This window comes from Pedobacter frigoris (genome assembly GCF_032678645.1).
GTDB classification, from domain to species: domain Bacteria; phylum Bacteroidota; class Bacteroidia; order Sphingobacteriales; family Sphingobacteriaceae; genus Pedobacter; species Pedobacter frigoris_A.
Genome location: NZ_JAVTSP010000005.1, coordinates 20,074 through 37,487 on the forward strand (window position 1 = coordinate 20,074; position 17,414 = coordinate 37,487).

General features: G+C 38.2%; 17 protein-coding genes. 8 read left to right on the top strand and 9 right to left on the bottom strand.

The genetic code is table 11. The features are described from left to right. The first annotated feature begins 182 nt into the window (after window positions 1–182). The gene (locus tag R2Q78_RS16240) at window positions 183–1,754 is read left to right on the top strand and encodes a response regulator (protein WP_316793589.1); all 1,572 of its coding nucleotides are present in this window, start codon (window positions 183–185) and stop codon (window positions 1,752–1,754) included. 53 nt (window positions 1,755–1,807) lie between these two features. Here R2Q78_RS16240 and bcp read toward each other — a convergent pair whose 3' ends face one another. Genes bcp through R2Q78_RS16265 form a run of 5 tightly spaced genes read right to left on the bottom strand, consistent with a single transcriptional unit; the run spans window position 1,808 to window position 5,358 of the window. Continuing rightward, window positions 1,808–2,275: a thioredoxin-dependent thiol peroxidase gene (gene bcp, locus R2Q78_RS16245; RefSeq protein WP_316793590.1), complete on the bottom strand. Its 468-nt coding sequence runs from the start codon at window positions 2,273–2,275 to the stop codon at window positions 1,808–1,810. 4 nt (window positions 2,276–2,279) lie between these two features. After that, the gene (locus R2Q78_RS16250; protein ID WP_316793591.1) at window positions 2,280–4,004 is read right to left on the bottom strand and encodes a M23 family metallopeptidase; all 1,725 of its coding nucleotides are present in this window, start codon (window positions 4,002–4,004) and stop codon (window positions 2,280–2,282) included. Window positions 4,005–4,009: 5 nt separating this feature from the next. Next, window positions 4,010–4,621, bottom strand: coding sequence for a fumarylacetoacetate hydrolase family protein (locus R2Q78_RS16255; RefSeq protein WP_316793592.1), 612 nt, complete (start codon window positions 4,619–4,621; stop codon window positions 4,010–4,012). A 33-nt stretch (window positions 4,622–4,654) separates the two neighbouring features. Beyond that, window positions 4,655–4,807 (bottom strand): hypothetical protein, encoded by a 153-nt coding sequence (locus R2Q78_RS16260; RefSeq protein ID WP_316793593.1) that lies wholly within the window; start codon window positions 4,805–4,807, stop codon window positions 4,655–4,657. A gap of 29 nt (window positions 4,808–4,836) precedes the next feature. Next, on the bottom strand, window positions 4,837–5,358 hold the full coding sequence (locus tag R2Q78_RS16265; RefSeq protein WP_316793594.1) for a T9SS type A sorting domain-containing protein: 522 nt from the start codon (window positions 5,356–5,358) through the stop codon (window positions 4,837–4,839). A 209-nt stretch (window positions 5,359–5,567) separates the two neighbouring features. Here R2Q78_RS16265 and R2Q78_RS16270 point away from each other — a divergent pair, with 209 nt between their 5' ends. Next, complete coding sequence (locus R2Q78_RS16270) at window positions 5,568–7,520, top strand: KUP/HAK/KT family potassium transporter (protein WP_316793595.1); 1,953 nt, start codon at window positions 5,568–5,570, stop codon at window positions 7,518–7,520. A 307-nt stretch (window positions 7,521–7,827) separates the two neighbouring features. Here the strand turns inward: R2Q78_RS16270 and R2Q78_RS16275 are convergent, their stop codons facing one another. Genes R2Q78_RS16275 through yihA form a run of 4 tightly spaced genes read right to left on the bottom strand, consistent with a single transcriptional unit; the run spans window position 7,828 to window position 13,066 of the window. Then, the gene (locus tag R2Q78_RS16275; RefSeq protein ID WP_316793596.1) at window positions 7,828–9,783 is read right to left on the bottom strand and encodes an amino acid permease; all 1,956 of its coding nucleotides are present in this window, start codon (window positions 9,781–9,783) and stop codon (window positions 7,828–7,830) included. A 57-nt stretch (window positions 9,784–9,840) separates the two neighbouring features. Further along, window positions 9,841–11,556, bottom strand: coding sequence for a M3 family oligoendopeptidase (locus R2Q78_RS16280; RefSeq protein WP_316793597.1), 1,716 nt, complete (start codon window positions 11,554–11,556; stop codon window positions 9,841–9,843). A gap of 5 nt (window positions 11,557–11,561) precedes the next feature. Further along, window positions 11,562–12,428: a UbiA-like polyprenyltransferase gene (locus R2Q78_RS16285; RefSeq protein WP_316793598.1), complete on the bottom strand. Its 867-nt coding sequence runs from the start codon at window positions 12,426–12,428 to the stop codon at window positions 11,562–11,564. A gap of 8 nt (window positions 12,429–12,436) precedes the next feature. Further along, a complete protein-coding gene (gene yihA / locus R2Q78_RS16290) occupies window positions 12,437–13,066 on the bottom strand; it encodes a ribosome biogenesis GTP-binding protein YihA/YsxC (RefSeq protein WP_316793599.1) in 630 nt (209 codons plus the stop codon). 52 nt (window positions 13,067–13,118) lie between these two features. On the opposite strand from yihA, the gene ubiE reads away from it, so the two are divergent. From ubiE to R2Q78_RS16320, 6 genes are all read left to right on the top strand, one after another. Continuing rightward, window positions 13,119–13,850, top strand: coding sequence for a bifunctional demethylmenaquinone methyltransferase/2-methoxy-6-polyprenyl-1,4-benzoquinol methylase UbiE (ubiE, locus tag R2Q78_RS16295; protein WP_316793600.1), 732 nt, complete (start codon window positions 13,119–13,121; stop codon window positions 13,848–13,850). Then, window positions 13,847–14,575: an outer membrane beta-barrel protein gene (locus R2Q78_RS16300; protein ID WP_316793601.1), complete on the top strand. Its 729-nt coding sequence runs from the start codon at window positions 13,847–13,849 to the stop codon at window positions 14,573–14,575. The genes ubiE and R2Q78_RS16300 overlap by 4 nt, the downstream gene beginning before the upstream one ends. Before the next feature lie 49 nt (window positions 14,576–14,624). After that, window positions 14,625–15,383 carry an SDR family NAD(P)-dependent oxidoreductase gene (locus tag R2Q78_RS16305; protein ID WP_316793602.1) on the top strand — a complete coding sequence of 253 codons (759 nt, stop codon included), beginning with the start codon at window positions 14,625–14,627 and terminating at the stop codon, window positions 15,381–15,383. Window positions 15,384–15,391: 8 nt separating this feature from the next. After that, window positions 15,392–15,838, top strand: a complete 447-nt coding sequence (locus R2Q78_RS16310; protein WP_316793603.1) for a GatB/YqeY domain-containing protein — start codon at window positions 15,392–15,394, stop codon at window positions 15,836–15,838. Between the two features lie 114 nt (window positions 15,839–15,952). Next, window positions 15,953–16,717 (top strand): alpha/beta hydrolase, encoded by a 765-nt coding sequence (locus tag R2Q78_RS16315; protein ID WP_316793604.1) that lies wholly within the window; start codon window positions 15,953–15,955, stop codon window positions 16,715–16,717. Further along, window positions 16,718–17,380 (top strand): CBS domain-containing protein, encoded by a 663-nt coding sequence (locus tag R2Q78_RS16320; RefSeq protein WP_316793605.1) that lies wholly within the window; start codon window positions 16,718–16,720, stop codon window positions 17,378–17,380. Window positions 17,381–17,414: the final 34 nt, after the last annotated feature.

The following is a 17,414-nucleotide window of genomic DNA, read 5'->3' on the forward strand; positions in this document are numbered from 1 at the left end:
CCTAGATAAATTTATAGTTATTAAGGGGTGATTCGAATAGGATCACCCCTTAATTTTTTGAAGATATTTTGGTTGGCGACAGTTGAACGAAATGAACAGCCTTAATAAAAGCGGATTTAGTAGCAAAAACCTATTTTTATCTACATGTAAAGAAATAGGGTTGCATAATTTAACGCATTATTATGTTCATTTCCAACTTACGCAGGAGACTGAATGATATTTCTATCTCCAAGAAACTGTTTTTTGCAATTGGTTTTACAGCGTTATTGGTAACTATAGAAATTTGTGTACTATGGTCGCCAGCGCTGACAGAATTGATGCTGGAATTGGTTTTAGCGGCGTCATTGGCGATAGGTTTGAGTATCATACTGATTGCGATATCTATTAATAAGAATCTTAGAAAAGGACTTGATGCCATTGCCGCAGGAGCAGAAAGAATAAAAAGAGGTGAACTGAGAAGTCGCGTAGAGGTTTACTCCAAAGATGAAATAGGTATTCTTGCGACTGCATTTAATGATATGGCTGATACGCTGTATAAAAATATCAAAGACCTAAAGCTTACTGAAAAACATTTAATTAGGGAAAAGGAACGGGCAGAGCAGTCAGAAAAGGCCAAACAGCATTTTTTAATTAATATGAGTCATGAGATTCGTACGCCAATGAATGCAATCCTCGGATTTGCCAGGCATTTAGAGGAATCACTAAATGATAAGGATCAGCAGGAGTCCATCAAAATGATCATTAAATCAGGCGATCATTTACTGATGACTTTTAATGATATCCTGGACTTCTCCAGGATAGGAACCGGCGAAATTAATTTTATGATTTTGCCATTTAATCTGAACGAAACGATCCAGTCGATCTTTATGCTTACAGAACCGAATGCCAGGTTTAAAAAGGTAGGTTTAACGTATTCGATTGATGAAGATATACCGAAAATACTCTATGGTGACTCTGTTAGACTTACTCAGATTCTATTGAATCTGACCTCAAATGCGATCAAGTTTACAGAACGGGGCGGCATTGTAATTTCTGCGGCAAAACTTAAAGAGGATTTAAACCATGTTCTGGTAGAGTTTAGAATTAAAGATACAGGTATAGGTATACCATCAGAGAAAATAGAAAAGATCTTCGATGTCTTTGAACAAGGGACAAATAGCATGTCGCGCAAATTTGGAGGAACGGGTGTAGGTTTAAGTATTGTAAAGCAACTCGTAACCCTACAGGGTGGTAAAATATCGGTGGATAGCATTTTGGGGAAAGGGTCGGAGTTTTATTTTAGTATGCCTTTTTCAAAGCAGAATTTATCTGAAAATGAAAAAGGAATAGAAGAGAATTCGCGCCAAAATGAAGATAACAGGAAAGACGGTAAAGGGATAAAGGTTCTTATTGTAGAGGACAATGCAATTAATCAATTGCTGGTGCTTAAATTATTGCATAAGCATGGTTATGATACCACCGTTGCTGAAAATGGGAAAATTGCTTTACATAAGTATAATAGGGCTGATTTTGATATTATATTGATGGACTTGCAGATGCCAGAAATGGATGGTTATGAAGCTACTATACAAATACGTAAAATAGATTCCTATAAAAGGTTTGTGCCCATAGTTGCCATGACCGCACATACCATTAAAGGTGAATATGAAAAATGCATGTCAATAGGGATGAATGACTACATATCGAAGCCATTCAGGGCTGCGGAACTGTATGAGAAAATCCAGTTTTTGGTAAGGACGGAGCAGCAGATTTAAACACTATAGCAGCTGCAAGTTCTAAGAACCTGCAGCTGATTTTGGTTTCAGCACTATTTTTTTGCCAGCAGTTCCAGCACTTGTGCTGTTGAATTCTTGGTGTCTACTTTCTTGACAATATGTGAAATATCTCCATTTTCATCGATTATAAAAGTAGTCCTGTTGGTTCCCATATATTTTTTACCATACATATTCTTTTCGCCCCATACCCCGTAAGCTTCAACTATTTTTTTATCAGGGTCGGCAACTAAAGTAAATGGCAGACTGTATTTTGCAGCAAATTTCTGATGTGATTTTTCATCATCTACACTTACGCCGAGGACAACAATGCCCTGAGCTGTCAGACCCTGGTAATTGTCCCTAAAATCACACGCTTCGGCTGTACATCCCGGAGTATCATCTTTTGGATAGAAATAAAGTACTACTTTTTTGCCTGCAAACTGGCTTAAGGATATGGTATCTCCATTTTGATCTTTCGCGGAAAAATCAGGAGCTTTCTGGCCTTCTTTTAATTCACTCATGAGGTTATTTATAAAAAGTAATTGAATAATTTTTGTTGTTGTCTTTCATGTCCGAAACAATGACCTCAAGGGTGTGTTTTCCTGAAGTTGTTTTTTCATCAAAAGTATGCCATAATGAGGCTGTTTTTGTGTCAAATTCCATTAATATCCATTTGCCGTCTATATAGCCATTGAAGCTTTTTATTCCTGAAAGGTTATCTCTTATTTTAAATGACATTTTCGAGATTCCATTCATGTTTTTCCCATCAGCGATATTTACAGGAATTATGGTTGGTGGTATGGTATCAATGGAGATAAAGTAACTGCCAAAAGTTCTGGGCTTGGCTTTTACATAACCATTTTCAAAATATCCACCTTGCGATCCTCTTCCTGTATTTACGATCAGGGCCTTTTCTTTATATTTATTTAAGGTGCTGTCTGCTTTTATCCATATTTCGAAACCAGTATGAAGAGGTGTCAGATTGTTGTGGATCTGGTGTACCGCAGAATAAGCATTGACGGCAGGTTTAGTTAGTTTCTTATATTGAAAGTTGAGGTCGTTATATAATGTTCCTTTTGGGAGAATTACTTTTACTTCAGCTGTATTAAACTCATTTAGGTTGTTGTAGGCATAAATGGTTGAACCAGCGGAAGCCTGTGGAGCCTCGATGATTGCTTTTGCATCTGATTGAACATTAAATGAAAGTATACTTTTATTTCCTTTGCCATCTGTGATAGTATACTTAAGCTTATGAATCTTTCCATCGGTAAATTCAATACGGCCGTTATTTATTAAGTTGCTATAAATTTGAAGAGGGTTACCTGGATCAACAAAGCTTTTTTGTATGCTTTTTTTTGTTGTGATATAAGTTGGGTAATCGATATGAGAGTTGATAGCTTTGCTGTTTTCAAACTGAAATCTTTCCAGTGCGGAAGTATATACTGGTTTGTCGTCTAATTCAAGTTCTATTGAGTACACGCCGTTGGTTCCGGAAGCACCATTGTGTTTATCAGTCGCTACAATGCCGAAACCAACCTCTCCGCTGAGGTTGATGGTGTTTACTTTGTTGAGCCTGTAATTACCATTTGCCCCTGTTACCTGGAAATATTGTTTTGGAATGGCTTCATTGAAAGCTTTTTTGTTTAAACGGTATATATACATTGAATAAATGACAGGAGGGATGTTGTCGGGGATATCCAGGCCGAAGAGCTGCGGATTTATTGTAGCTTCAGTTTTTGTATCCCTGATCTCAAAATGCAGGTGCGGGCCACCAGAACTCCCGGTATTTCCAGTGTAAGCTATCACATCTCCTTTTCGCACGGGTATCAGCAGGGAATTCGGAAATTCATCAATTTCGTAAGATTTCTTCTGGTACTGCAGAGACTTAACTTGTTGAGCTATTTTTGCGCCAAATCGCTGTAAGTGGCCGTACACAGAAGTATAACCATTTGGGTGGTTGATGTAAAGCGCAAGACCAAAACCGCTATTCTGAACACGCAATCTTGAAATGTAGCCATCTGCAATAGCATAGACCGGATACCCTTCACGTTGATTAGTCCTATAGTCCATTCCAGAATGAAAGTGATTGGCTCTTAACTCACCAAAAGAGCCAGCAAGTGCAGGTGGAACTATGTCTAAAGGAGCTCTAAAATCAACAAGTGGATATTTACTGTTGCTGAATATTTGTTGGCTTTGAGCAGTTAATGTGTATGTGATTAAGACGGTAAATGTTAAAAGAAATCGGATCATTAAAGTTATTTTATATCAAAACTAAGTAATTGAATGCCCTCCATAGAGGCTTCAAGTTTATCTCCATGCAGAACTCTTCCAACTCCTTCGGGAGTGCCGGTAAAGATGAGGTCGCCCTTTTTTAAGGTAATATACCTGGATACAAATGAAATGATGAAGTCAAATGAAAACAGCATGTTTTTAGTATTTCCATTTTGTCTGCTTTCTCCATTTACTTTTAGCTCAAACTGTAAATCATGTAAATCGGAAATTTCACTTTTTGGAATGAAATTGCTAATGGCTGCAGAATTGTCAAATGCTTTTGCAAGTTCCCAGGGTAAGCCTTTCTCTTTGTGTTTAGATTGTATATCCCTTGCTGTGAAGTCGATGCCAAGACCAATCTCCTCGTAATATTTTGAGGCAAATTTCTCTGATATGTGTTTCCCTTCTTTGCATATTTTCAAAACTACTTCAAGCTCGTAGTGTATGTCAGATGAGAAATCGGGAATATAAAAAGGCTTGTTGTCTTTTAATACTGCAGTATCAGGTTTAAGAAATATGACAGGATTTTCGGGGATAGGGTTATTGAGCTCGTTTGCGTGTGCTGCATAGTTACGTCCGATTGCAATTATCTTCATACACAAAAATAAGAAAGAATACTGAGACGGTCGTTATTTGAGTTGTCTTAAACCGATCGTCATCCTGAATTTATTTACCTTCGCTGAGCTGAAGGGCTTGGTTTGCTTCGCAGCTTCTTTCGAGGTCAGGATCCCGGAAGAGAAAAGCGGAATAGCAAGTGCGGGATGCTGAAATAAATTCAGCATGACGAGAGGCATAAATAGTAATAATGAAATTATAAAACAGATATGCGTTTTACTACCGTCTCATTTCCGGCAACGATTTTAAGGAAGTAGATTCCTGTATTGAGGCGATTAGGGATGGTGTAGCTTTTAGTTTGTTCTCCGGACGAAATTCGTTCATTTGAAAGTGTCACTACCTCATTTCCCAGAAGGTCCATAATCTTGACAGAAAGATTTGATTCTTTATCCAGTCTCAGTAATAAATTGATCTGGTCGTCGACCGGATTCGGATAAACTTTTATTACAGAAAGAATTTTGTCTTGCTTAGCGGGTGCCTGGGTGATGGTCTTGGCGCTGGATATAATATCACTATACTGAATGAAGCCCAGATTGTATTTAGGCTTATAAGTGGGAATGTTGACTTTAATCTGAGGTGTTTTATTGATCCTTTTAGATCTGATCGAATTGATAGAGCTATCTGGCTTTTGGGCAAAAACATTGGCGCTGCCGAAAACACTGATGCATATTATGCAAAAGATATTCAGGAGAAACGCTATTCTATGGTTCTTGCTCATGTTTGGATATTGCCAAAAATATAAATAATAAAACAAAAAAATCAATGATTTTGTTCATTAAATAAATATTTAACAATATTTAACAGGTTCTAGCGTTTGTGAGTGCTGGTTTATTGAGTTTTTTAACTCTTTAAAAGATTAAAAACCTGTCGATATTGCATTTATAGTGCATAATTACTGTAATTTTATCGCCTAATTTAAATTGAAAAGTGACGAGTCAAAAGAAATTAAACGCCCTCACGGCCGGTGGACTACTGGTTAGTTTAGGTATTGTTTACGGAGATATAGGAACATCCCCATTATATACTCTTAAAGCTATTTTTAATGCAGTTGTAAATGGAGGCCAAAACATTGATACAAATCTTGTGCTTGGTGCGCTTTCCTGTATCATATGGACTTTAACCCTGCAGACCACGGTTAAGTATGTTGTAATCACATTAAGGGCTGATAATAAAGGGGAGGGTGGTATTTTTTCACTTTATTCACTGGTGAGAAAGAATGCAAAATGGTTGGTAATACCAGCCGTAATTGGTGGCTGTGCATTGCTGGCAGATGGGATTATTACGCCTAGTATTACTGTAACCTCGGCTATAGAGGGGTTACAATTGAAATTCCCTAATGTTCAGGTTATTCCTATAGTTATTGCCATTATTACAGTTTTATTCATCATTCAACAATTCGGGACTGATTTGGTAGGTAAGTTATTCGGGCCGGTTATGTTCCTCTGGTTTGGTACGCTGGGGGTTTTAGGGTTGCTCTTTGTCTTACAGGATTTTAGTATTCTTAGGGCCTTGAATCCGTATTATGCGGTCAATCTTCTCATTAATAACCCTATGGCATTGTTGATATTAGGAGGAGTATTTCTGTGTACAACCGGGGCTGAGGCATTGTATTCAGATATGGGGCATTGCGGTAGAAAGAACATAAGGGTGAGCTGGATTTTTGTAAAAACGATGCTGATCCTTAATTATCTGGGACAGGGTGTATGGGTGCTTAAGCATGGGAATTATGATTCCTCACTTAATCCGTTTTTCGAAATTGTACCGGCTCAGTACTTGTTGTTTATGGTGGCGCTTGCCACCTGTGCGGCTGTTATTGCCAGTCAGGCTATGATCACGGGGTCTTTTACACTGATCTCTGAGGCCGTGAGACTGAATCTTTGGCCGAAGGTTCGAATCAATTACCCCAGTAATCAAAAAGGACAAATTTACGTCCCTTCGATTAACTGGATACTATGGGCGGGATGTCTGGGTATTGTGCTGATTTTTAAAAGTTCAGGAGCAATGGAGGGAGCTTATGGCCTAGCCATTAATCTTACTTTTCTTGCTACTACCATACTCATTGCGGCCTATATGAAACGTAAAAAGATTCCATTGTATGCCATTGTGATTTTTCTGATGATCTATGGTGTCTTGGAGTTGACGTTTTTGATTGGTAACATGGCGAAATTCTTTCATGGAGGATGGGTAACTGTGATGATAGGGATGGCGTTGTTTACTGTAATGTGGAGCTGGTATGTTGCGAGAAAGATTAAAAACCGCTTTGTAAAATATGTCGAGATTGAAGATTATTATCCGATTATCAGCGAATTGAGTAATGACATCTCTGTCCCTAAGTATTCTTCACAGCTGGTTTACCTTACCAGTGCGAATTTTAAAACCGAAATAGAATCAAAGATTATTTATTCGATTATCCAAAAAGAACCCAAAAGGGCAGATATATATTGGTTGGTTCATGTTGATGTGGTGGATGAACCGTATACCCGGGATTATAAAGTTGAATTTCTTATTCCAGGTAAATTGATACGCATCGATTTTAAACTCGGGTTTAGGGTTGAGCAAAGGGTAAATCTGCTTTACAGAAAAGTCATAGAAGAATTGGTGAAGAATGGCGAGGTGGATATTACAAGTCAGTATACTTCTCTCAATAAGCATAAAATAGCAGGGGATTTTAGGTTTGTATTGTTGGAGAAGCATTTGTCTAAATTTTCCAAACTTAGCTTCTATGAGCGGACCATCATGGATTATTATTTTGTATTGAAGCGGCTTAGTCTTTCTGAAGAACGTAGTTTCGGATTAGATTCCAGTTATGTTGATGTAGAAAAGGTGCCATTGATATTTGTTACGCCTGATGACATTGAGTTGAATAGGCTGCCAGTATAGTTCATAAAAAAAGGCTCCGGGCGGAGCCTTTATTGCGGTCGTCCGACCAACAATTTTATAGGGATAATTAGGAGGGCAATTTTAACAGGAAATCCTGTTAGGTTTTAATACTATCTAATGTAGAGAAAAATTCTCAAATTGTAGAATATTTTTTAAAAAAATAGTTTATTCCTCAAAAAATTGATTTATTGGGTATTTATTTCTACAATTTATATTGCGGTAGACTGGTTTTGTTAGTCCTATCACATTTATGTGGTTTTCAAGCCTGACTATTATATTTCTTGTTTAGGTGAGAGGCTTTTTATCCTTATTGGGGATTGCTTTGAAGATTGAGCTTGCTGTGTTTAAAACCATAAAGGAAGTAAACGACCAGGCCTATTATAAGCCAAATTCCAAAGCCTATCCAATTTGATATCCCCAGTTCACACATCATGTACAGGCAACTGATCAGGCCGAGTACAGGAATGAGCGATAAGTTCTTTGTAACACAATAATAACTGATTACAACGCAAATCATCAGAAATATCCACATAGGTATTTTATGTTTAAACAATCCCCAACCTGTTTCATATTTTTTATTATAGTCAACAGATGAGTTATTCAGGAATTGTTCGTACTGTGATTGGGATAGCTTATTGAGGTAGGCCTCTGCGTCTACATTAGTATTTAATATTCCTTGTTTGATCTTAACGGCTTTTATTTCTTCTTTAATTGTGTTCAATTCAGGAGTACTTAATGAAGTGATAAAGCTAACAGGTTCATATATTTTTGGCTTATTCAGTATGAAAGCTGTCGTCTCTGTTTTGTAGTTTGTAAAAGCAAAAAGTATAGATCCGATAAACATTACAGGGACAATGAATTTTGAATTGAGATAAGGAATCTTAAATTTTCCTCTCTTAATGTCTGGTTTGTTTTGTAAAACAAGCACACCGGCACATACCAGGACAAATGCAAACAAGGTACCTATGGAACATAAATCAGTTACAATGGTCAGGTTCATAAAAAGGGAAGGAATGGCAACGACAAATCCAACAACTACCGTCGCAAAGGAAGGTGTTTTATATTTAGGATGGATCCTGGAAAATGACTTTGGTAACAGACCATCTCTGCTCATACTCATCCATATTCTGGGTTGCCCCATTTGAAATACCAAAAGAACACTGGCCATCGCAAAAACTGCACTTACGGCAATAATGCCGCTCATTAATTTTAGATCTATCTGGTCAAAGACAAACGCAAGGGGATCACCAACGGCTAGGAGTTTGTAGTTTACGATCCCGGTTAAGACAAGAGCAATAGCAACATATAGAATTGTGCAAATGATGATGGCCCACATCATCCCCCGCGGGAGATCCCGTTGTGGGTTTTTACATTCTTCCGCAGTCGTCGATATGGCATCAAAGCCTATATAGGCAAAAAATACTGCCGAAACACCTTTCAAGACTCCTGAGACCCCATTAGGAGCAAAAGGATTCCAGTTGCTGGTGTCTACATAAAAAATCCCCACAGAGAGCACCAATAGGATAACAGCAAGCTTAACGATCACCATTGCATTACTTGCATTCCTGGATTCCTTCATCCCCCTGTAAACAAGCCAGGTAATAAAAATAATAATCCCAAGTGCCGGAAGATCCGCTACAAGGTGAAAGTTGCCTATTCGCGGGGCGGTAATCCAGGCATTGTTTGCGATTCTGGTAGCCTCATCTAAATTTGCAAAGCTTTTTCCTGCATTTAGCAATGCTTCGGCGTGCTTATGCCCGTTAAAAGCTGTTAGGTAATCCATGGTCATCCAATCGGGAAGATAGATGCCTTTTATGTTTAGGGCTGGAATCTGAATGGAAGAGAGTAATCCCGTAAAGTAATCGGACCAGGATATGGCGACAGTTATGTTGCCAATAGCGTACTCCATGATCAATGACCAGCCTATTATCCAGGCTACCAATTCGCCAAAAGCCACATAAGAATATGTGTATGCACTACCCGATACAGGAACCATTGAGGCAAACTCAGCATATGCAAAGGCTGCAAAACTACATGCTACGGCCGTAAAAATAAAAAGAAATATAACTGCCGGACCTCCGTCTGCACTCGCCTTTCCTATGGTGCTGAAAATACCTGCACCGATAATGGCAGCAATACCAAATGCAGTAAGATCCCTTACTCCAAGTGTTTTATGTAAAGATGTTCCGTGCTCTCCATATCCCTTTTCAGCATCTTCTAATATTTTGGTAATTGATTTTTTTCTGAAAAGCTTTTCAAACATACATTGTTGTGTTAGGTTAAGGTTGTCGTATTCAAACTTAAAAATTAAGTTGTAAACTTAACCTAATTTCTGTAATTCATCTTTCACGAAAGTAGCAAGTTGTTCAACATAACTCAGGCTAAAATCAAACTTAATGCCCGCTGTTTCGTAAATCTCATTGATGGGTTTGCTGTAGCCCAAGGCTAATGCTGCCAGGTATTGCTGCAAAGCCTTCTCTGGATTCTCCTTGTAATTTTTCCATATGGCAATCGCCCCAAGTTGGGCAATCGCATATTCAATATAATAGAAGGGAACCTCAAAGAGGTGCAGCTGTTTCTGCCATACATTACCAAATTCTTTTTCTAATCCATCCCAGTTCGTAAATCCTGCTCCGAATCGTGCGTAAATCTGTTTGAAAGCTTCCTCTCTATCTGCTGCATTGTGTCCTGGATTTGTGTAAATCCAATGTTGGTACTGATCGATTACGGCAACCCAAGGCAGTGTTTTAAGCACGTCTACCAACTGTTCTTTTTTAGCACGAATAAGATCTTCCTCATTACTGAAGTAAATGTGCCAGTTGTCCATAGAAATAAGCTCCATACTCATTGAAGCCAGTTCAGCTACCTCTGATGGACAATGTTTGAAATCATTTAATTCCAGGTTTGCTGTTAGGAAAGTGTGTATTGCATGACCTCCTTCGTGGACCATTGTTGTCAGGTCTCTCAAAGAGTTTGCTGAGTTCATAAAAATGAAAGGGGCACCTGTTTCTGCAAGGGGATAGTTGTAGCCGCCCGGCGCTTTACCCTTTCTGCTTTCTACATCAAAAAGATTATTGGCTTTCATTGTGGCCAGCATTTGTCCAAGCTGAGGATTGATCGCATTGAAGCAATCTATGCTTTTGTCGATTAAGTCAGCGCCATCTTTAAATGGCTTTAATGCGGGTTTTCCGGTAGTACTTACGTCCATATCCCAAGGTTTCAGCACTTCGATTCCCAGAGATTCGGCACGACTGGCAGCCTGTTCTTTTAAAATGGGAACAATTTGTTTCTCAATCGCTTCATGGAAATGGTAACAGTCCTGAGGTGTATAATCAAATCTCCCTAATGCCTGAAACATGTAATCCCTGTAATTTTCAAAGCCTGCATTTAATGCAACCTGATGACGCATGGCAACCAATTCATCAAAAAGAATGTTTAATTCGTCTTTGTCCACCAACCGGCGTTGCTGGATCGTCTCCCATGCCTGTTGTCTGACTTCACGATTTGGGTCCTTTATGAAATTAGCAGCTTGTTCCAGTGTATACTCCTGATCATTAATAGTCACACTCATCGCTCCGGTGATAGACTGGTACTTTTGCTGTGTTACCTGCAGCTTGGTGAGCAGTTCAACATTCTCTTCACGGTAAATCTCAATAGCTTTTCTAATGGCCCTTATGAAAACAAAGTATTTGTCATGATCCAACTCATCAATAAACGGACTGTCATTGAACTTTTGATTTAGCTGATTTGCAACAGGAGAAATTTTTGGTTCTATTTCCGTAGCAAAATATTGAAAATCTTTTACGAGACTTTCATTGGCTGTGTCACAGCTCATCTTAATATACCTCCATGCAAAATCTTCTTCCAATGCCGCTTCCAGTTCGCTTTTATCTTTTAGCCATTGTTCAAGCTCGTTTACGTTTTCTATGGGGCGAACCAGTAGTTCATTTAATATTGGTTCCAGATTATCCCATTTGATTTGAAGGTCCTGGGGGATATAATTTCTTTTCTTTTTAGGTATGGTCAGGTTAATCATAGTCGTTAAAAATTAAAATTGGTTCTCAGAAAAGCATCGATCAGAAAGCAGGCTGCAAAAACTACGGAAGCATATCCGTTGGTAGTTGCGAATGCGCGGTTCACCTTGCTGATGTCATTTGGTTTAACCAGTAAGTGCTGGTAAATAAGCATAAAGCAAAAGAAAGCTATTCCCAGATAATAGAAGTAGCTAAAAGAAGTGAAAAATACAGGTAATATCACACATAGTGCTGAGCAAACATGAAGTACCACTGATAGTTTTAGTGCATTTTTAATGCCCATTGCCGCAGGTATAGAATGAAGCTTTTCAGTTTTGTCAAAATCTTCGTCCTGTAAGGCATAAATGATGTCAAAGCCACTTACCCAAAACAATACAGCGAAAGAATAAAGAACCGGAACGATATTAAACACGCCTGTTACTGCTATATACGCCCCTATGGGCGCAAGAGACAAACCCAGGCCAAGAACCATATGGCACAATGCAGTGAATCTTTTGGTGAAGCTATAAAACAATACCACAAACAAAGCTACAGGAGATAAATAAAAGCAGAGGGAATTGATAAAAGCTGTTGTGGCGATAAAAAGTATGCAATTGATGATGACAAATATCAATGCTTCATTTGCAGATACTTTTCCTGCTGGTATATCCCGCATTTGCGTGCGCGGATTTTTAGCGTCTATATTTCTATCGAGGTACCTGTTGAATGCCATAGCTGCATTTCTGGCAAATACCATACATAACAACACCTGCAGAAGTAACATCCAGTTGAATGGATTTTCAGTGGTTGTTATGCCAAGGAAAAAACCTATTAATGCAAATGGCAGTGCAAAAACAGAGTGTGCAAAGAGCACCAATGAAAAATACTTCTTCATGTTTATGGCTATTGATCGTCTTTTGGAGTTAAAATGGGCATTACAAAATCATGGTTAACTTCCTCTATGAAATCTAAAACCTTGTCTCTTCCAACATTTTTTTCGGCTGAAGTAACAAAGTAAGGCGGGATTTCTTCAAACCAGCCCCCCAGAGCTTTTTTGAATGAGGCAACGTTTTGATCGGTTTTAACGGTGGATTGCTTGTCTGCTTTTGTAAATACAAGTGCAAATGGAATCTGTATTTCACCCATCCAGCAGCAAAATTCCAGGTCTATCTTTTGAGGTTCAAGGCGGCTGTCTATCAGGACAAATACGCATTGAAGGCTTTCGCGTTTTGTGATGTAATTGCGTATGAATTTTTCCCATTTTTCCCTGCTGCTTTTGGAAACCTTGGCATACCCATAACCTGGTAAATCTACGATGTACCATTTTTCATTAATTAAAAAGTGGTTGATCAATTGCGTTTTTCCAGGCCTTTGGGATGTTTTGGCTAAACCATGCTGGTTAACCAGCATATTGATCAAAGAGGACTTTCCTACGTTTGACCGGCCAATAAAAGCATATTCCGGCATATTGGCTACAGGCAATGCTGAAACCTTTGTATTGCTGCAAATAAATGTTGCTGATTTTATAATCATTTGACAAAGGTAGAAAATTAGTTTTCAACAATACTTATCTTTGCGGCTCACCATGAACGAAAACATCACACCATATCAATCTGAGACGGCAACAAAGAAGGAGCAAGTTGCCAGTATGTTCAATAATATTTCTAAAACTTATGATTTTTTAAATCATTTTATGTCCCTGGGAATTGATATTATCTGGCGTAAGAAGGCTATACGAGAACTAAAGTCACTTCAACCCAGAATTATGCTTGATGTTGCTACAGGTACTGGTGACTTTGCATTTGAGGCTATAAAAATTCTTCAACCTGAAAAAATTATTGGTGTTGATATTTCCGAAGGAATGCTGGAAGTAGCCAGAAAAAAAATTCATGACAGGGATTTACAGCATATTTTCTCTGTTCAGGTTGGCGATTCCGAAGGTCTGCATTTTAGCGATGACCATTTTGATGCGATAACAGTCGCTTTTGGCGTTAGGAATTACGAAAATCTGGAAAAAGGTCTCAGGGATATGCATCGTGTTTTAAAACCAGGAGGGAAGATCGTTATTCTTGAGTTTTCTAAACCCAGAAAGTTTCCGGTTAAACAAGGTTATAATTTCTATTTTAAATACGTTACTCCTATGCTTGGGAAAATGTTTTCTAAGGATAGCCGTGCATATACTTATCTTCCTGAATCTGTTTCAGCATTTCCTGACGGAAAAGAATTTACAACTCTCATGGATAAGGTAGGGTTTGAGAATACTAAAGACAGGAGACTAACGTTTGGTATAAGTGCAATTTACACAGGTACAAAATGAAATTAAAGTCCGCCTTACTTCTTTTATGCTTATTTGTATCGGTGTCTTTGAAAGCCCAAAATTGGGGAGGCGGTGTAGATGATGATAACATACACTTTGGTTTTACCTTTCAATACCTGTCCTCAGAATATAAAATCTTAAAGAAGAGTGATTGGAGGAATCCGTATCCAGACGTTGATCCTACAGTTATGACCTCACCGTTAATTGCAATATCATCGAAACCATCTGCGGGATTTGGGATTGGTTTTGTGGTAAATAAGCGGATCAGTGAAAATGCAGATGTGAGGTTTACACCAATATTGGTATTTAATGATCGGATTATGTCCTATCAGTTCACAGAATCCAAATTTGATATTGAAAAAAAAGTGCAGTCAACACTTGTTGAATTTCCGCTGGGATTGAAGATAAAATCAAACAGAAGAAATAATTTCAGGGCGTATATCCTGGGGGGTGCAAAATATTCGACAGATATATCTTCAAAAAAGAAAACAAACAATGATCTGGTAACTGATCCTGCCGAGAAATTTTTAAACAATAAACGGAGCTTTATCTCTTATGAAACTGGTTTGGGATTTGATCTCTATTTCGAGTATTTTAAGATGTCTCCGGAGCTTAAGTTATCTTATTCTTTAAATAGTGTTCTGAAAGACGAGCCTAATCGTTATGCGGCGCCCATAGACAAACTCATGTTACGTCACGTTACATTCAGTTTATTTTTTGAGTAGCTGTAGCTTTCAAAAAAATTATAGCTTTGTTCAATAAATAAAATCAAGGATGTCAAAGATTGCATTAATTACAGGAGCTACTTCGGGTATTGGGGCTGCTTGCGCTCACTTGTTTGCAGCTCAGGGTTATGATTTAATTTTGCTTGCAAGACGAGAGCAGTTGCTGGCTGAATCAGCAAAGCATCTCGAAGATAAGTACGCTATCGAGGTTAAACGTATCGTTGCCGATGTCAGAGATCAGGAAGATCTTTCCTATAGATTGGAAACGTTGCCTGTCCAATGGAAAAAAGTAAATGTACTCATCAACAATGCTGGGTTAAGTCAGGGTCTGGATCCCATTGATAAGGGGAATGTAGCAGATTGGGATACCATGATAGATACAAATGTGAAAGGCTTGCTGTATACTACCAGGATTGTTTCAAACTGGATGGTTTCTCAAAAGAGCGGTCATATTATTAACATTGGTTCTATAGCCGGACAGGAAGTTTACCCTAACGGAAATGTTTACTGCGCTACAAAACATGCGGTTGATGCCTTAAATAAGGGAATGAGAATCGATTTGCTGCCGCATGGCATTAAGGTGACCGCTATAAACCCTGGGATGGTAGAAACAGAGTTTTCCAAAGTTCGTTTTAAAGGAGATGAAGGAAGGGCTAAAAAAGTTTATGATGGATTGGAACCGCTTGTTGCGAACGATATTGCGGAAGCAATTTGGTTTGTTGTGAGCAGACCTGCACACGTGAATATAAATGATATGTTAATCATGCCTGCTGCACAGGCTACAGGAACGATTATAGACAGAAAATAAGGAATTATATGATATCAAATACAATAGATCAAGAAATAAAACAGGCTATGCTGGCGAAGGATCAAGCCAGATTAAGAGGTTTAAGAGCAATTAAAGCAGCTTTATTGTTGGCCAAAACTGAAAAAGGATCTGCGGAAGAGATCACTGAAGAAGCAGAGCTGAAAATTTTACAGAGGTTGATTAAACAACGTAAAGAATCGGCAGATATTTATAAGCAGCAAGGCAGGGAAGATCTGAGTACTATAGAGGAGGAAGAAGTTGAGGTGATCAGTGCCTTTATGCCCAAGCAACTTGACAGAGCAGAAATAGAGCAATTGATTTCGGTAATTATTAAAAATTCCGGAGCAAGTTCAGCTAAAGATATGGGTAAAGTAATGGGGTTGGCGAATAAGGAGCTGGCTGGTAAAGCCGATGGAAAACTGATTGCAGAAATTGTTAAATCACAATTGGCATAAATTCTGCTGCTGATTTATAATAATTTGACCGTTTTTCTTAAAAATAATATTTTAAATTACATTAATTTAATTTTAGTCTACTAACTTAGTAGCATACCATACATAATTATTTATATGACATACGAAGTAATAGAAGAAGACGGGTTTAAATATATAGAAGCTGGAAAAGGTGAGACCCTGGTATTACTTCATGGTTTAATGGGTGAGTTGAGCAACTGGGAGCCGGTAATAGATCATTTTAAAGACAAATATCATATTGTTGTTCCTATTTTGCCAATCTATGAACTTCCTATCCTCACGTTGGGAGTAAGAAGTTTATCCAAATACATCAACAAATTTATAAAATATAAAAAGTTAGGACAGGTAGTGTTGATTGGAAATTCCTTAGGCGGACATGTCGGACTCGTATTTACAACGTCGCATCAGGAAAATGTGAAGGCGCTTGTGCTTACGGGGAGTTCGGGTTTGTATGAAAATGCCTTTGGAGGATCTTTCCCAAGAAGAGAAAGCTATGATTATGTGCGTGAAAAAGTGGAATTTACTTTTTATGATCCCGCTACGGCAACTAAAGAACTTGTCGACGAAGTGTATAAGAGTGTAAATGAAAGATCGAGGGTAATACGCATACTGGCACTAGCAAAATCTGCGATCAGACACAATATGGCCAAAGATCTTTCAAGAATAACTATTCCTGTTTCTTTGATATGGGGAAAGCAGGATAAAGTAACTCCACCAGAAGTAGCTGAAGAATTTCATGAACTTTTGCCGAATTCAGAATTGAATTGGGTAGATTTATGTGGTCACGCACCAATGATGGAAAGACCTGAGGTTTTTAACGGTTACCTGGAGAAATTTTTAAATAGAGTTTTACTTAAATAAATGTTTGCATCAGAGCTCATATCCAATTCAATTCCCCCTCTAAAAACGTCTGATTCTGTTCAGAAAGCTTTGGAAAGGATGATTGAGTTCAAATTGTACCATTTGCCTATTGTAAATGAAACGCAGTTTTTAGGACTGCTTGCTGAAGAAGAATTGATAGAAGTCAGAGATGCCAGTCAGCCAATAGGAGGCTTGTCATTGTCTGTCTTGAATCCATTTGTTTACGAAGATGCGCACGTTTACGATATCATCAGGCTATTTAATCAATTGCATCTTTCTGTTGTACCTGTTCTGGATTATAAAAAAAATTACCTGGGTTTGATATCGATTAATAACCTGCTCGAATATACTTCTAATATTTATGCTGTTAAAGAATACGGGGGAATTATCGTACTTGAAATCAGTAACCGAAATAATTCTCTGGCACATATGGCTCAAATAGTTGAAGCGGATAATGCGCAGGTACTATCGTCTTATGTACAGTCTTTCCCTGATTCTACTAAACTGGAGGTTACGTTAAAGATCAATAAGACAGATCTCTCGGGTATTATCGCTTCTTTTGAACGCTATAATTATCAGGTTAAGGCAGTCTTTAACAGTACAATCTCAGATAATGGGACCGAAGACAGGTTTAATTCATTTATGAATTACTTAAATGTTTAATTCCTATTTTTGTACGCTATATTGATAAATATCT

Bases quoted from the DNA above. Each gene is read 5' to 3' on its own strand.
- R2Q78_RS16275 (WP_316793596.1), bottom strand. From the start codon at position 9,783: ATGTTTGAAAAGCTTTTCAGAAAAAAATCAATTACCAAAATATTAGAA.
- bcp (WP_316793590.1), bottom strand. From the start codon at position 2,275: ATGAGTGAATTAAAAGAAGGCCAGAAAGCTCCTGATTTTTCCGCGAAA.
- R2Q78_RS16285 (WP_316793598.1), bottom strand. From the start codon at position 12,428: ATGAAGAAGTATTTTTCATTGGTGCTCTTTGCACACTCTGTTTTTGCA.
- R2Q78_RS16280 (WP_316793597.1), bottom strand. From the start codon at position 11,556: ATGATTAACCTGACCATACCTAAAAAGAAAAGAAATTATATCCCCCAG.
- yihA (WP_316793599.1), bottom strand. From the start codon at position 13,066: ATGATTATAAAATCAGCAACATTTATTTGCAGCAATACAAAGGTTTCA.
- R2Q78_RS16255 (WP_316793592.1), bottom strand. From the start codon at position 4,621: ATGAAGATAATTGCAATCGGACGTAACTATGCAGCACACGCAAACGAG.
- R2Q78_RS16250 (WP_316793591.1), bottom strand. From the start codon at position 4,004: ATGATCCGATTTCTTTTAACATTTACCGTCTTAATCACATACACATTA.
- R2Q78_RS16310 (WP_316793603.1), top strand. From the start codon at position 15,392: ATGATATCAAATACAATAGATCAAGAAATAAAACAGGCTATGCTGGCG.
- R2Q78_RS16315 (WP_316793604.1), top strand. From the start codon at position 15,953: ATGACATACGAAGTAATAGAAGAAGACGGGTTTAAATATATAGAAGCT.
- R2Q78_RS16305 (WP_316793602.1), top strand. From the start codon at position 14,625: ATGTCAAAGATTGCATTAATTACAGGAGCTACTTCGGGTATTGGGGCT.
- R2Q78_RS16260 (WP_316793593.1), bottom strand. From the start codon at position 4,807: ATGCTGAATTTATTTCAGCATCCCGCACTTGCTATTCCGCTTTTCTCT.
- R2Q78_RS16320 (WP_316793605.1), top strand. From the start codon at position 16,718: ATGTTTGCATCAGAGCTCATATCCAATTCAATTCCCCCTCTAAAAACG.
- R2Q78_RS16265 (WP_316793594.1), bottom strand. From the start codon at position 5,358: ATGAGCAAGAACCATAGAATAGCGTTTCTCCTGAATATCTTTTGCATA.
- R2Q78_RS16240 (WP_316793589.1), top strand. From the start codon at position 183: ATGTTCATTTCCAACTTACGCAGGAGACTGAATGATATTTCTATCTCC.
- R2Q78_RS16300 (WP_316793601.1), top strand. From the start codon at position 13,847: ATGAAATTAAAGTCCGCCTTACTTCTTTTATGCTTATTTGTATCGGTG.
- ubiE (WP_316793600.1), top strand. From the start codon at position 13,119: ATGAACGAAAACATCACACCATATCAATCTGAGACGGCAACAAAGAAG.